Source organism: Peribacillus sp. AS_2 (genome assembly GCF_026891895.1).
Taxonomy (GTDB): domain Bacteria; phylum Bacillota; class Bacilli; order Bacillales; family DSM-1321; genus Peribacillus; species Peribacillus frigoritolerans.
On the sequence record NZ_JAPTGA010000008.1, the window covers coordinates 207,966 to 223,847 of the forward strand.

The following is a 15,882-nucleotide window of genomic DNA, read 5'->3' on the forward strand; positions in this document are numbered from 1 at the left end:
TAAGGAAAAGAAAGACTGCCAGTTAATGCTGGCAGTCTTTTTGTTTTTGGCTCTTTTCGTAAAGATTGTTGTTTTTAAAACGAAACTATTTTAGGTTTGATTGGAGCGGAGCGGAAGTGCGAGACTCCTGCGGGAGCTGCGGGACAGGTGAGACTCCACAGGCGTTTACGCCGAGGAGGCTCACCGCCCGCACCAAGGAAAGCGAGCACCTGGAGGGGAAATCAACCACACTGCACTACTTCGTAAATAGCAACAAAGTATGCGAAAACAGCCTTGTTTTTAAACCAAAGTTGATTGTAACGGAAGGTGCGGGACTCCTGCGGGAATACGCATCCGAGGGAGACCCCGCAGGCGCAGACCGCCCGCAAAAAGCGAGTGCCTGCAGTGGAAATCAACGTTAAAACCTCAAAACAGTAGGGTAAAACCAGATAATTTCGAGTTGTTTACAGTCTGAGACTGCCAGTTAATGCTGGCAGTCTTTTTCTTTTCCCTTTTTTCTAAATTGTTGTATTTAGGATAAAAACGCCAATTTTTCAACACGAATTTCTTGGATAATTTCGCCCTTCCAAAGGAGATACTAACAGAAATGACAAACTAGGAGAGTGCAGGAGGGAATAAGATGAATTGGACAGGATTGGCGTTGTTTATCCAGCTGTTTTTTGGGATTATTATTGGATTGTATTTTTTGAACTTATTGAAAGGCCAGCGGACACAAAAAGTTTCCATTGACCGTGATTCACGTAAGGAGATGGACCAATTACGGAAGATGAGATCGATTTCGTTAACAGAACCATTGGCAGAAAAGGTTAGACCAAGCACATTTAATGAAATCATCGGTCAAGCAGATGGGATTAAATCTTTAAAAGCTGCTTTATGTGGGCCGAATCCCCAGCATGTGATAATTTACGGTCCTCCGGGGGTAGGGAAAACGGCAGCTGCCAGACTTGTTTTGGAAGAGGCGAAGAAAAATGGCAAGTCCCCTTTTAAGAATTCTGCCGTTTTTGTTGAATTGGACGCCACCACAGCCAGGTTCGATGAACGAGGGATTGCCGATCCGCTCATCGGTTCTGTGCACGATCCAATCTACCAAGGAGCCGGGGCAATGGGACAGGCAGGAATTCCGCAGCCAAAGCAGGGTGCAGTCAGCAATGCACATGGAGGCGTACTGTTCATAGATGAAATTGGGGAGCTTCATCCGATACAGATGAATAAACTTTTAAAGGTATTGGAAGATCGTAAGGTTTTTCTGGAAAGTGCCTATTATCAAGAGGAAAATCAAAATATTCCCACTCACATCCATGATATTTTTAAAAATGGACTGCCGGCTGACTTTCGATTGATTGGTGCCACAACAAGAACGCCAAATGAAATCGCGCCTGCGATACGTTCAAGATGCATAGAAGTGTTTTTCCGTGAACTGGACCGGGAAGAAATAATCGCCGTGGCCAAGAATGCCTCAGATAAAGTGGGGATCACCATCAGTGATAAAGGCTTGGAATCGATTTCGGATTATGCCCGAAATGGCAGGGAAGCTGTCAACATGATTCAGACTCTTGCAGGAATCTCAATTAATGAAAACAGGACTTTCATCAGGGAAGAAGATATAGATTGGATGGCCCATAGCAGCCAGCTGACTCAAAGAATGGACAGGAAAATAGAATCGAAATCCAAAATAGGCCTTGTCAACGGTCTTGCAGTCTATGGCCCAAACAGCGGGGCATTGCTGGAAATAGAAGTTACGGTAATGGCTGCCACTGATGAAAAAGGTTCGATAAACATTACCGGTATCGTTGAGGAAGAAAGTATCGGCGGCGGGAGTGGCAAATCGGTTCGACGCAAGAGCATGGCGAAAGGTTCGATCGAAAATGTCATTACGGTATTACGTTCGATGGGAGTGCCTGCCAATCAATTCGATATCCATGTGAACTTTCCGGGCGGAAGTCCAGTGGATGGCCCTTCTGCAGGAATTGCAATGGCCACAGGCATATACTCGGCCATATATAAAATCCCTGTTGACCACACTGTGGCGATGACTGGGGAAATAAGCATTCATGCCGGCGTTAAACCGATCGGCGGTGTCATTCCGAAAATCAAGGCGGCTAAACTTGCCGGGGCAAAAAAGGTAATCATCCCAGCCGAAAACATGCAGCCGCTTCTATCTGAAATCAAGGATATAGAGATCATTCCTGTTTCGAATGTGAAAGAAGTGCTGGATCAGGCACTGAAGAAAGAATTGATGTCGGAACAAATCCTCACAACCTTGGACCTATCAAAAAAAGAAAGTGTATAAAGGATATGCCCCGGCTAAAAATAGAACCGGGGCATTTTAAGGACAAAATTGGCGTTCCCGGCCACCCTGCCGTAAAAAATAAACACGCATTCAGGCGTGCTTTTTTATCTAATATTGGAGATAATAATAGCAGTCGAAACGTGTTAAGGTAAACGAATAGACACTTCTATATAAATAGGATAGAATTGTTAAAAGGTTGAGAACATGGGTAAATAGTTTACAACGACGATACTAATTAGATGGAGGTGTCAGGAAATGACTGATAAAGAAATCATCGTCCCCCTCCTGCCGCTTAGAGGACTGCTTGTATATCCAACGATGGTACTTCATTTAGATGTAGGCCGAGATAAATCGGTACAAGCCCTTGAGAAAGCAATGGTGGAAGACCATCTTATATTTTTGACGACACAACAAGATGTTTCGTTGGACGAACCAGGTGAAGAAGATTTATTTACAATGGGAACTTTAACAAAGGTAAAACAGATGTTGAAGCTTCCGAATGGTACAATCCGGGTGTTGGTGGAAGGGTTGAACCGCGCAGAAGTCATGGAATTTTACGATTATGAGACACATTATGGTGCCAAGATTAAAATATATGAAGACAGTGATGAAAAGGATGCTGAACATCAAGCATTAATGCGCACACTACTGGATTATTTTGAACAATACATAAAAATGTCCAAGAAAATAACCGGTGAAACGTTTTCGTCCACTTCGGATATTGAAGAGCCTGGGCGATTAGCGGATATAATCGCTTCCCATTTGCCTTTGAAATTGAAGGAGAAGCAAGAAGTGCTTGAGACCATTGATATGAAAGAGCGTCTTAGCCGTGTAATCGAGATCATCAATAACGAAAAAGAAGTTCTTTTTCTCGAGAAAAAGATCGGCCAGCGTGTTAAACGTTCGATGGAACGGACTCAAAAGGAATATTATTTACGAGAGCAAATGAAAGCGATCCAAAAGGAATTGGGCGATAAAGAAGGAAAAACAGGGGAAATTGAAGTCCTGAACGAAAAGATAGAAGAAGCGGATATGCCTGAGCATATCAAAGAAACGGCATTAAAGGAATTGGACCGTTATGAAAAAGTTCCTTCGAGCTCAGCCGAAAGCTCTGTGATCCGCAATTATATCGAATGGCTGATCTCTCTTCCTTGGACCAAAGCGACCAAAGATGACTTGAATATTCATAAAGCCGAAAAAATCCTGAACCAGGACCACCATGGTTTGGAAAAGGTGAAGGAGCGGGTGCTTGAGTATTTGGCCGTACAGCAATTGACCAAATCATTGAAGGGACCGATCCTTTGCTTGGTGGGACCGCCAGGAGTCGGGAAAACGAGCTTGGCTAAATCGATCGCTTCATCCCTGAATAGGAATTTCGTCCGTATATCTTTAGGTGGGGTGCGCGATGAATCAGAAATCCGCGGACATCGCCGCACATATGTAGGGGCAATGCCGGGACGGATCATTCAAGGCATGAAAAAAGCTGGAACGATAAATCCGGTCTTTTTACTGGACGAAGTGGATAAAATGTCCAATGACTTTAGGGGAGATCCATCTGCAGCGATGCTTGAGGTGCTCGATCCAGAGCAAAATCATAATTTCAGTGATCATTATATTGAAGAAACCTACGATCTTTCCAAAGTCATGTTCGTCGCAACGGCAAATAATTTGGGATCGATTCCTGGTCCGCTTCGTGATCGTATGGAAATCATTTCGATTGCAGGTTATACTGAGATAGAGAAACTTCATATAGCCAAGGATCACTTGCTGCCTAGACAGCTTGAAAACCATGGTTTATTGAAGACACAATTGCAAGTCCGTGAGGAAGCACTTACAAAAATCATCCGTTACTATACTCGGGAAGCCGGTGTTCGGAGTCTGGAACGACAGCTTGCAGGCATCTGTCGGAAGACTGCAAAAATCATCGTGTCCGGAGATAAAAAGCGGGTCGTCATTGCTGAAAAGAATGTCGAGGAGTTTTTAGGGAAAACCATGTTCCATTATGGACAGGCGGAGGTCGAGAACCAAGTTGGTGTAGCTAATGGTTTAGCATACACGTCGGTAGGTGGAGATACGCTGCAAATCGAGGTTTCCTTATCACCAGGTAAAGGGAAGCTGATCCTGACAGGGAAGCTTGGCGATGTAATGAAAGAGTCAGCCCAGGCTGCTTTCAGTTATGTCCGATCAAAAACCGAGAAACTTCAGATTGATGCGAACTTCCATGAAAAATATGATATTCATATTCATGTCCCCGAAGGTGCGGTTCCAAAAGATGGCCCTTCTGCAGGCATCACGATTGCAACAGCGTTAATATCGGCCCTTACAAATAGGCCGATCAGAAAAGAGGTAGGCATGACAGGCGAAATTACATTACGCGGACGGGTTCTTCCGATCGGCGGGCTTAAAGAAAAATCTTTAGCGGCCCATCGCGCAGGACTTACGAAAATCATCATCCCGCAAAATAACGAAAAGGATATTGATGATATCCCGGAAAGTGTCCGTAAAGCATTAACATTTGTTCCAGTTTCACACGTCGATGAAGTCCTTGAGCATGCATTGGTAGGTGTGAACGAATGAAAGTAACAAGTTCAGATATTGTCATCAGTGCTGTGAAGCCTGAACAATATCCCAATACTCCAATACCGGAATTTGCCTTGGCAGGCCGTTCCAACGTTGGGAAGTCCAGTTTCATCAACAAAATGATCAATCGAAAAAACTTGGCGCGCACATCCTCTAAACCGGGTAAGACGCAGACCTTGAATTTTTATATCATAAATGAAGCACTCCATTTTGTGGATGTACCGGGTTATGGTTATGCAAAAGTATCCAAGACGGAGCGTGATGCTTGGGGGAAGATGATCGAAACGTACTTCACTTCCCGTGACCAGCTCCGCGCTGCGCTTCTGATCGTCGATTTGCGTCATCCGCCGACAAAGGATGATATCGCAATGTATGAATTCCTGAAGCATTATGACCTGCCCCGGATCGTCATTGCCACCAAAGCGGATAAAATTCCAAAAGGCAAATGGCAGAAACACTTGAAAATCACGCGCCAAACGCTAAATATGGAAAAAGAAGATGAATTGCTTCTATTCTCTGGTGAAACAGGCGAAGGTAAGGAACAAGCATGGGGCGTCCTTAAGAAATATATGTAAAAGAAAAGGGTATTCCGCATCTGGAATACCCTTTTTCATTATGTAATCGAAAATCTTCACTTTTTTCGAACCAAAAAATAAATGCCGATCGCCATCAAGGCAAAGGGCCAAAACCTTTCGATGTTCGCGGTGGTTGTTTCAACAATCCCGAAAGACGTTGTGATTTTATCGTAGAATAAGAATGTGATCGAGACGATGAATATGACCATCCCGTGAAACATTCCAGAATTTGTTTTACGTGCCCGGAGAATAAATCCCAGTGAGATGATTAAAATAAAGATACCTATATCATCCGGCCAAATCTCCAGGTTCTCGGCGATGTGGAAGTGGGCACCGAACCCAAGTAAGATGACGCCTGGCAGGATGGACTCATATTCATTACCGCTATATGCCTGAATCAGGAAGGCGGCACCGACAATACATAATAAAGTGGGCCAGCTGAAAAAGCCCGGAAAGATTTCGATTTGGGAATGTTCAAGAAAAAAATAGAGCCCGAAACCGATTAAAACGATTCCTGGGAAAATACGTTGCGTTTTCATTTTATCCTCCTATGCAATTCGATTACTTGAAGTTTTTTGCCATTTTTGATATGGTACTTTTGTACACAATGTCGAAATATGTATGTAACTTTACAAATCCCGCTTAGACACCTTTTGTAGCATTGAGGCGTTTTGGCTGTCTTTTCATGGTAGCATATGTTTTCATAAACTGTTCATATTATTTGCGTGAATCCATTTTAGTACATGGTATAATTAATTTACATGAAAAATTTTGGGGGTGCAAAACAAAAGGATGCATATTCTAGCGGTTGGTATAAATTACAAAACTGCCCCTGTAGAAATTCGGGAAAAACTATCGTTTAACGAAGCCGAACTTGCCGAGGCAATGAAAGCTCTTAAAAATAAAAAAAGCATCTTGGAAAATATTATTATTTCAACATGTAACAGGACGGAAATCTATGCGGTCGGGGACCAGCTCCATACAAGCAGGTATTATATCAAGGAATTTCTTTCGGAATGGTTTAACATCGATAAAGAAGAATTTTCTAAATATCTGTTCATTTATGAAGGCGATGGGGCTGTCGAGCATTTATTTTCAGTTACCTGCGGTTTGAATTCCATGATACTGGGAGAAACTCAGATTTTGGGACAAGTACGTTCAAGCTATTTGTTAGGGCAGAAGGAAGATACGATCGGTACCGTTTTTAACCATCTCTTCAAGCAAGCCCTTACATTAGCTAAAAAAGCTCATTCGGAAACCGAAATCAATACCAATGCCGTTTCCGTCAGCTATGCGGCAGTCGAGCTTGCAAAAAAAATCTTTGGAGGCCTGAATGGCAAGAATGTCTTGATTCTTGGGGCCGGTAAGATGGGTGAGCTGGCCATTCAAAATCTGCATAGCAATGGCGCCGACAACATTACGGTCATTAACCGCACCTTTCAGAAAGCGGTCGACCTGGCTGAGAGATTCAATGGTACGGCCAAACAGCTGCAAGAGCTTCAATGCGCTTTAGTGGATACCGATATCCTGATTACTTCCACTGGTGCAAAAGATCTTCTTGTAACAAAAGAAATGATGTCATTCGTCAATAAGCTTCGTAAGGGCCGTCCTATTTTCATGGTCGATATCGCAGTGCCGCGTGACCTCGATCCAACATTGGCCGAGCTGGAAAATGTCTTCTTGTATGACATTGACGATCTGGAAGGGATCGTGCAAGCCAATATCGAAGAACGTAAAAAAGCTGCCGAGAAAATAGAAATGATGATCGAATCAGAAATCGTGGACTTCAACCAGTGGATTAATTTACTTGGTGTGGTTCCCGTCATTTCTTCTTTACGGGAAAAATCCCTATCGATACAAAGGGAAACGATGGAAAGCATCGAAAGAAAGCTTCCGCATTTGAGCGAACGTGACAAAAAAGTCCTGAACAAGCATACGAAAAGCATCATCAACCAAATGCTGAAAGATCCGATACTTTATGCAAAAGAGCTGGCAGATGAGCCGAATGCAAAAGAGCAATTAAATAATTTCGTGAAAATCTTCCATTTAGAGGAATTGATTGAAGACCAGCTGGTTGGGGATGAAAAAGAACGGAACAGCTCCAAGTCATCCCTATTGAATCCAGTTCCTGTCCAGTAATGAGGTAGATATGGAATTACTAATGACAAGATTGCATGAAGCCACTGTTTTACTGTATGCCATCAGTATGCTTTTATACTTTATTGATTTCCTTAATAATAACCAGAAGGCGAACAGGGTCGCCTTCTGGTTGCTTTCTATTGTTTGGGTGCTGCAAACAATTTTTTTGTTTCTGTATGTGTTGAAAACGGGAAGGTTCCCGGTATTGACGATTTTTGAAGGCTTATATTTTTATGCATGGGTCCTCATATCGCTATCATTGATCATTAACCGATTGCTAAGAGTCGATTTTACGGTCTTTTTTACGAATGTATTAGGTTTCATGGTTATGGCCATCCATACCTTTGCACCTGTTCAGATAGAATCTCAAGTGCTTGCACAGCGCCTGGTTTCAGAGCTATTGCTCATACATATCACTTTTGCGATCCTATCATATGGGGCATTCACGCTTTCTTTCGTTTTTTCAGTTTTATACTTAATTCAATATGATTTATTGAAACGGAAGAAGTGGGGAAAACGCCTGCTTCGACTCGGCGATTTAACAAAGCTCGAGCATATGTCCTATGTCCTCGCAGTTATAGGTGTTCCATTATTGGTGGTCTCCCTCATCCTCGGGATTCAATGGGCTTATATAAAAGTCCCTGGGGTATCCTGGCTGGACATGAAGATCATCGGCTCATTTATTTTGCTTATTGCTTACAGTGTGTTTTTATACTTGAAAATTCGGAAACAAATGTATGGAAGGACGCTAGCCTTTCTGAATATTGGATCTTTCATGATTGTGTTAATTAACTTTTTCCTTTTCGGAAGCCTTTCAACATTCCACTTTTGGAATACATAGGAGGAAACTATGAGAAAAATAATTGTCGGTTCAAGACGTAGTAAATTAGCGATCACCCAAACGAACTGGGTGATCGATCAACTTAAAGGACTTGGGGTCCCATACGAGTTCGAGGTGAAGGAAATTGTCACAAAGGGTGACCAAATCCTTGATGTAACACTTTCCAAGGTTGGCGGAAAGGGCTTATTCGTTAAAGAAATCGAACAAGCGATGCTGGATAAAGAAATTGATATGGCCGTACATAGTATGAAGGATATGCCGGCAGTGCTGCCTCAAGGTTTGACGATCGGCTGCATACCACCGAGGGAGGATCATCGGGATGCTTTGATATCAAAGAACCATGAAACCCTTTCCGAACTGAAGCCCGGTTCCATCATAGGTACAAGCAGCTTGCGGCGTGGCGCGCAAATTTTGGCTAGAAGGCCGGACCTTGAAATTAAATGGATTCGCGGAAATATCGATACCCGTCTGAATAAGCTGAAAACGGAAGATTATGATGCTATCATTTTAGCGGCAGCCGGACTATCAAGAATGGGTTGGGAGCAGGACATCGTAACGGAGTTTTTAGATGAAGATATTTGCATTCCGGCAGTTGGACAAGGAGCTCTTTCCATTGAATGCCGTGAAGACGACAAAGAACTGCTGGCGGAACTTGCGAAATTGACCTGTGAAAAAACGAAAAGGACGGTTGAAGCGGAACGTGCCTTTTTGGATAAAATGGAAGGCGGATGCCAGGTGCCGATTGCCGGATTTGCGGTGGCAAAAGATAATGGATCCGTTTCCTTGACGGCTTTGGTCGCTGCCCCGGATGGAAAGGTGATATATAAAGAAATGGTTGAAGGTGCTGATCCAGAGGCGGTTGGGCATGCTGCTGCCAAACAGATTAGCGAAATGGGCGGTAAAGAATTGATCGATCGCGTAAAAGAAGAGCTTGATCAGTAATGAACCCAGTTCAACCTCTTAAGGATTATCAGGTATTGATCACCAGAGGGAAAGGACAGGCAGATGGTTTAAAAGAGTCGATCGAAAAAAATGGCGGAACGCCGCTTCTTGTTCCATTGCTTGAGTTCACCCTTCCAGATCATATGGAAGATGTGCATCAGCGGTTTGAAGAGTTGCATACATATGACTGGATCATTCTGACCAGTCAAAATGGGGTGGATTTCTTCTTTAGGCTTCTTGGAAACCAGCCTTTGAAGCTTCCGAAAATAGCCGTAATCGGCTCCAAAACAGAAGCGGCCCTGAAACGGCATGGTTATAAGGCGGATTTCGTTCCAGCTCAGTTTGTTGCCGAAGGGTTCGTGGCGGAGTTCAATACCCTGCTAGATCCGGGTGCCCGAGTGTTGCTGGCAAAAGGAAATCTCGCAAGGGCGGTTATAGCGGAGGCGATCAATGAAGCTGGAGCAATCTGTGATGAAGTGATAATTTATCATACAGTGCTTCCTCGAAGCAGTGAAAAAAAACTGGTGCAGCTTATAAAGAACCATGAAATCGACATCATGACCTTTACGAGTTCATCGACGGTCAATCATTTTTTACAGATCATGAAAAGCCATGAATTGGATACATACATAGACCGGATCATCATCGCAGCAATCGGGCCGATTGCCGCTAAAACGGCTGAAAAACATGGGCTATCCGTCGATGTCTGTCCAGATGTTTATACGACGGATGCCATGGTTGCGGAGTTAATACGCTTTATCTTGAAAAGAAATAAACAGGGAGGAACTTTCAAATGAAAAACATTCCATTCAATCGCCACCGCCGCTTACGTGCAAGTGCTGGCATGAGGGCTTTAGTCCGTGAAACACAATTGCATAAAGAGGATTTGATTTATCCGATCTTCGTCATCGACGGGAAAAATGTGAAAAATGAAATCAACTCCATGCCAGGTATCTATCAGCTATCCATGGATAATCTGGGTGCCGAAATGGATGAAGTCGTGAGTCTGGGCATTAAATCAGTCATTTTATTCGGTGTCCCTTTTGATCATGATAAAGACGAACAGGGAACAGGGGCATTTCATCACAACGGACTTGTGCAAGAAGCAACCCGCTTTATTAAAAAACAATATCCTGAAGTTATTGTCATAGCGGATACCTGCCTTTGCGAGTATACAAGCCATGGCCATTGCGGGGTCGTTGAAGGGGAAAAAATCCTTAATGACGCTTCTCTTGACCTTCTTGCCAAAACGGCAATCAGCCAGGCTGAGGCCGGCGCGGACATCATTGCGCCTTCCAATATGATGGACGGTTTCGTTGCGGCCATCCGTGCAGGTCTGGATGAAGCGGGTTATGAAGATATTCCGATCATGTCCTATGCGGTGAAATATGCTTCGGCTTTTTACGGCCCATTCCGTGATGCCGCGAATGGTGCGCCGCAATTTGGCGACAGGAAAACTTACCAAATGGATCCCGCCAATCGCCTTGAAGCGTTTCGTGAAGCTGAAAGCGATGTTGCTGAAGGTGCGGACTTCCTAATCGTGAAACCGGCCCTTTCCTACATGGACATCATCAGGGACGTTAAGAATAACTTTAATCTTCCGATCGTTTCCTATAATGTCAGCGGTGAATATTCAATGGTCAAAGCTGCTGCCCAAAACGGCTGGATTGATGAAAAAGCGATAGTGATGGAAATGCTGACAGGCTTGAAACGCGCAGGTTCCGACTTGATCATCACGTATTTTTCAAAAGAGGTAGCACGCTGGATTAACGAAGATAATCAATGATAAAAAAATATAACCTGTAATGGAAAAAGGGGATTGAATCATGCGGTCATATGAAAAATCGAAAAAAGCTTTTGCCGAAGCAAAAAATTTGATGCCAGGCGGCGTGAACAGCCCGGTACGTGCCTTCAAATCTGTGGACATGGATCCCATTTTCATGGAGCGTGGAAAAGGCTCGAAAATGTATGATATCGATGGAAATGAATATATCGACTATGTTCTTTCATGGGGACCGCTCATCCTGGGTCACACGAATGACCGTGTCGTGGAATCATTGAAAAAAGTAGCGGAGTCAGGTACAAGCTTTGGAACCTCTACATTGGTTGAGAATGAACTGGCCAAGCTGGTCATGGAACGGGTGCCTTCGATTGAAATGATCCGGATGGTATCATCAGGAACCGAAGCGACGATGAGTGCGCTAAGGCTGGCACGAGGCATTACAGGCCGTGATAAAATCCTGAAATTCGAAGGTTCCTATCATGGCCATGGCGATTCATTGCTGATCAAAGCGGGTTCCGGCGTTGCAACATTAGGTTTACCGGATAGCCCAGGTGTACCGGAAGGCATTGCAAAAAATACGATTACCGTAGCATATAATGATCTTGCTGCAACCAAATATGCGTTTGAACAATTTGGCGAAGACATCGCCTGTATCATTGTAGAACCTGTTGCAGGGAATATGGGTGTGGTCCCGCCACAACCTGGTTTCCTCGAAGGCTTACGTGAAGTGACGACCCAATACGGGGCTTTATTGATCTTTGACGAAGTCATGACAGGGTTCCGTGTCGGCTATAATTGTGCACAAGGCTATTTTGGCATCGCACCTGACCTGACTTGCCTTGGGAAAGTAATTGGCGGCGGCTTGCCTGTCGGAGCATTCGGAGGCAAGCGCGAATTCATGGAACAAATAGCCCCGAGTGGGACAATCTATCAAGCGGGAACATTGTCCGGTAATCCTCTTGCCATGACGGCCGGCCTTGAAACGCTGAGCCAATTGACTCCAGAATCTTATGTTGAGTTCACCCGAAAAGGGGATATGCTCGAAAAAGGAATTGGAGCGGCAGCGGATAAGTACGGTGTTCCCCATACATTCAACCGTGCCGGCTCCATGATTGGACTTTTCTTTACTAATGAAGATGTCGTAAACTATGATACAGCAAAAACATCCGATTTAGAGTTCTTTGCTTCCTACTATAGGGAAATGGCGAATCAAGGCATCTACTTGCCGCCGTCACAGTTTGAAGGGTTATTCCTTTCCACTGCACATAGTGATGAAGATATCGAAAAAACCATTTCTGCCGCAGAACAGGCTTTTGCCAAATTAAAAAAATGATTCAAAGCTTCAGGAGCTACCGCGATATTCGATAATGATAAATTTGAACTGGCTGCCATTTTTCCAAAAACTTTTGGAGAAATGCAGCCAGTTTTTTTGAATTCAATCCGTATTTGTAAGAACCGAATTAAACGTCACGGCCGAATTAATTGGAGATGGTCTAAATAATTGGTAGAAAGCAGAATTAATAGGCTGTTGGGAATTAATATGGCGGTATGCCGAGCGGGTTTTTCAAGCTGATTGTTATTCCCGCTTGATTTAGCCTGAAAATTGAACCTCTTTCTTTTAATTCAGGGAATATCTAAGGAGAGCTGCAAATGAATTAAGGAATAAACAGCTTCCTCCCTTCATAGATTGATATTGGTATAGGTACCGTTTCATGAAGCTGAAAGGAGGAGTTGTCTTGTCGCAAGAAAATGAATCGTATTTACGATTTTCTTTAGAGGAATCCGTTTGGTTCCAGAAGGGACAGGAAGTGGCTGAGCTATACTCTATTTCCCTTGATCCAAATGTGTCGATTCAAGAAAGTGATCAATATGTTTTTATACGAGGCTCGTTGGATTTAAGCGGTGAATACAAAGACTCGCAAAATGGTGAAGAAGAGGAGTTTTCGCAGACCTTTTTGCCAAAAGCGGTTCAAAAGGTCGAGAGGCATCCCAATGGACTTAATGAGTTCACACACCGTTTTCCGGTTGATATAACGATTCCGAATAATCGGATTGCCTCTTTGGATGAGGTTGATGTCTCGATTCAAAGCTTTGATTATGCCATGCCAGAGCATAACTGCTTGAAATTGCAGGCGGACCTTTTGATAACCGGAATCTATAATGATTCATATGTGGAAGAACGGTTTGATACTGAGCAGGAAGTTGGGGAAACGGAGGATCAGGAAGAAACGGATGGGGAAAATGAGTCATATATTCCTTATGCAGCCGCAGTGCCGCCAATCCCGGATTTTCAGCCCGTTTTCCGTGATGAGGAGGAAGAAGAGTTATACGCGCCTTTTTCTGCAGAGTCAAAACGGGTTTCTGAAGCAAATGAAGAAGAAGAAGAGGAACCGATTTATTTAAGCGATCAGCATAATGCTCCCGTTTTTGAAATTCCTGTTTCACCATATCCTGAAGAGGAGGAATGGGAAACGGAAGTGCATAGACAGGAAGAAGCTCAAGCTGTAGAGGAAGAAGTAATTGGTGATCCGCCTGACTCCCCGGAAAAGGTACCTTCCATGGGAGAGGCAAAATTGGAGGAAGAACCAAGCAGGCAGGATTCCTTGGAGATTCCTAGAGTGACATTTATAGAAGAAGTAGAAGAAGAGCCAAGTCAAGCAACCAATCATGAAAGTAGCCCAGTTTTAAATGTAGAAACCGAGGATGTCATCCGGCAGGAAGACGATGCCGTTACAGCGGGTCCTATCCTTAATGAGAATGTGAAGGTGGAGCAGGAAGAGGAATCCAATTCGTCCATAAGCGATCTATTCAAAAAGAGGGAAAGACCTGCGCCTCCGGCTAAGGAGGTTAAGAGTTTCAAAGGCAGGAAACAAGCAGCGGAACGTGATGAAAAAGAAACGGCCGATCATGATGAAAAGCAGCTTTCCATCATGGATTTATTCGGACGGAAACAAGAAGAAGAACTGGTAAGGATGAAGGTTTGCATTGTTCAGCAAGGGGAAACGCTTGATGACTTGGCTCAACGATATGATGTTACGGTTCAATCGATCCTTTTCAGCAATGAATTGGAGTCGAATCAGAACGTTCATGAAGGGCAAGTCATTTATATACCGAAGGCGGTTGCGTATAAGAATTGACCGGGACAGAGAGCAGGGCATATGCTCTGCTCCTGTTTTTTAAATGCTAGAGGAAGCGGATTTTTTAGTTTTTTTAGAGAAAGTGAGTGAGTCTCGTGAGGGAAAACGAGAATCAGCAGCCTGCCAATCGGGATCGGGACACGGAGACCGTATTGAAGGAATATGCCATGTATGTACAATATATTGAGGACTTCGGGCGTGTAAAAAAAGTATACAGTGATCGCGGTACTTTTGCCTTGAAATCCATGTCACCGCATAACGGCATTGATTTTATCAAAAATGTTCAAAAACTGTACCATCGCGGCTATAATCGAATCGTTCCCATTTATCAAACAATGGATCAGCGTTACGCCGTTCTTCATAATGGACGTTTGTATTACCTGATGCCCTGGCTCAATGATGAAAGGGACGGGGAGCGCGATGAAAAGCATAAGCAATTGTTCAGGGAGCTTGCTCGGATGCATACACTTTCCGTTAAGGAAATACAAGTGGATATTGAGGAACGGGAAGCACATTATGAGCGGACGCTTGATGCCTGGAATAACGAAAAGGAATTTATAGAAGAGTATATTGTCAGCTGTGAAAAGAAGTGGTATATGTCTCCTTTCGAACTGACGGTTTGTTCTTTCTACACTGATATTTCACAGGCGCTGAAGTACTCGATCAAGAAGTTTGAAACCTGGTATGAAAAAACGAAGGATAGTGAAAAGGTTCGAACCGTGGTAACGCACGGAAAGGTTTCTTTGAAGCATTTCGTTTATGATGAGCGGGGATATGGCTACTTCATCAATTTTGAGAATTCGAATACGGCTCCGCCGCATTTCGATTTACTGCCATTTCTCGTTAAAGCGGCCAGGACCTATCCTGTCCAATGCGATGACTGTGTTGACTGGCTATATAACTATTTTCGTTATTTTCCGTTAAAAGAAGAAGAATTATTGCTCATGCAAAGTTATCTGGCATTCCCTGGATCAGCTTTGGAATTAGTGAAGGGTTATTCCGATGGCAGGGGCCATCGTTCAGAGCTTGATAATGTCACGCAACTTCAGCGGCAATTTTGGCTATTGAAAAATATTGAATATATGGTGATGAGAATCGAAGAAATCGAACAGAAGAAAAAGGCGGCTGCCGAGGCTGCCAAAGAAGAACAATCACCCCCAAGCTAAATATACATGATTGGATCATCTCCAGTCATGTATATTTTTTTGCTGTAAGGGAATAATTAAATCCATTCGAAATACAAAGACATGGCCAGGAAAATAAACGCGATAAGCAGGAGCATATCGAAAAAAGTCGGGAAAATCAGTGTACGTAATCCTTGGAATACGATAAAGGGGACGATGAACTGCTGGCAGACACCGCGGAATTTTTTCACCCAAGGCGGTAAAGTATAGGGAGTATATCTTCGCTTCATATTATTACCTTCCTTTTTAGGACTTCTTATATTCTATGGGTGGGCAGTGAAAAAGGTGAAACAGCCGTCACATTCACTGTTTCTGGAGGATAAAATAAAGAAAATGAACATGAATGCATCAAATGGGATGATTCCTGAGAAAGTAAGCGAAAAGATGATTGACTGGAGCCCCATGTTTTTT

General features: G+C 43.6%; 13 protein-coding genes. 11 read left to right on the forward strand and 2 right to left on the reverse strand.

All coding sequences use genetic code 11. From position 1 onward, the window contains the following. Positions 1-619 precede the first annotated feature (619 nt). The 3 genes from lonB to yihA all read left to right on the forward strand — a co-directional run bounded on the left by lonB (position 620) and on the right by yihA (position 5,445). A complete protein-coding gene (lonB, locus tag OTG27_RS16350) occupies positions 620-2,290 on the forward strand; it encodes an ATP-dependent protease LonB (RefSeq protein WP_268937431.1) in 1,671 nt (556 codons plus the stop codon). 255 nt (positions 2,291-2,545) lie between these two features. Continuing rightward, on the forward strand, positions 2,546-4,867 hold the full coding sequence (gene lon, locus OTG27_RS16355) for an endopeptidase La (RefSeq protein WP_057276651.1): 2,322 nt from the start codon (positions 2,546-2,548) through the stop codon (positions 4,865-4,867). Continuing rightward, entirely contained in the window at positions 4,864-5,445 is a 582-nt protein-coding gene (gene yihA, locus OTG27_RS16360; RefSeq protein WP_034308918.1) for a ribosome biogenesis GTP-binding protein YihA/YsxC, read from the forward strand. The genes lon and yihA overlap by 4 nt, the downstream gene beginning before the upstream one ends. Positions 5,446-5,501: 56 nt before the next feature. On the opposite strand, the gene OTG27_RS16365 is transcribed toward yihA, so the two are convergent. Continuing rightward, positions 5,502-5,984 (reverse strand): LiaI-LiaF-like domain-containing protein, encoded by a 483-nt coding sequence (locus OTG27_RS16365; protein WP_063575548.1) that lies wholly within the window; start codon positions 5,982-5,984, stop codon positions 5,502-5,504. A gap of 253 nt (positions 5,985-6,237) precedes the next feature. Between OTG27_RS16365 and hemA the strand changes: the two genes are divergently transcribed. From hemA to ysxE, 8 genes are all read left to right on the forward strand, one after another. After that, complete coding sequence (gene hemA / locus OTG27_RS16370; protein WP_268937432.1) at positions 6,238-7,584, forward strand: glutamyl-tRNA reductase; 1,347 nt, start codon at positions 6,238-6,240, stop codon at positions 7,582-7,584. 10 nt (positions 7,585-7,594) lie between these two features. Further along, entirely contained in the window at positions 7,595-8,425 is an 831-nt protein-coding gene (locus OTG27_RS16375) for a cytochrome C assembly family protein (RefSeq protein WP_034308913.1), read from the forward strand. A 9-nt stretch (positions 8,426-8,434) separates the two neighbouring features. Continuing rightward, positions 8,435-9,367, forward strand: coding sequence for a hydroxymethylbilane synthase (gene hemC, locus OTG27_RS16380; RefSeq protein ID WP_057276649.1), 933 nt, complete (start codon positions 8,435-8,437; stop codon positions 9,365-9,367). Further along, entirely contained in the window at positions 9,367-10,164 is a 798-nt protein-coding gene (locus OTG27_RS16385) for a uroporphyrinogen-III synthase (protein ID WP_268937433.1), read from the forward strand. Before hemC ends, OTG27_RS16385 begins: the two co-directional genes overlap by 1 nt. Next, entirely contained in the window at positions 10,161-11,153 is a 993-nt protein-coding gene (gene hemB / locus OTG27_RS16390) for a porphobilinogen synthase (RefSeq protein ID WP_048688903.1), read from the forward strand. Before OTG27_RS16385 ends, hemB begins: the two co-directional genes overlap by 4 nt. Before the next feature lie 40 nt (positions 11,154-11,193). After that, on the forward strand, positions 11,194-12,483 hold the full coding sequence (hemL, locus tag OTG27_RS16395) for a glutamate-1-semialdehyde 2,1-aminomutase (RefSeq protein ID WP_268937434.1): 1,290 nt from the start codon (positions 11,194-11,196) through the stop codon (positions 12,481-12,483). Positions 12,484-12,886: 403 nt separating this feature from the next. After that, on the forward strand, positions 12,887-14,287 hold the full coding sequence (locus OTG27_RS16400; RefSeq protein ID WP_268937435.1) for a LysM peptidoglycan-binding domain-containing protein: 1,401 nt from the start codon (positions 12,887-12,889) through the stop codon (positions 14,285-14,287). 95 nt (positions 14,288-14,382) lie between these two features. Further along, positions 14,383-15,453, forward strand: a complete 1,071-nt coding sequence (ysxE, locus tag OTG27_RS16405; RefSeq protein ID WP_230135225.1) for a spore coat protein YsxE — start codon at positions 14,383-14,385, stop codon at positions 15,451-15,453. Between the two features lie 56 nt (positions 15,454-15,509). On the opposite strand, the gene OTG27_RS16410 is transcribed toward ysxE, so the two are convergent. Continuing rightward, complete coding sequence (locus OTG27_RS16410; protein WP_034308896.1) at positions 15,510-15,701, reverse strand: hypothetical protein; 192 nt, start codon at positions 15,699-15,701, stop codon at positions 15,510-15,512. Between the last annotated feature and the right edge of the window lie 181 nt (positions 15,702-15,882).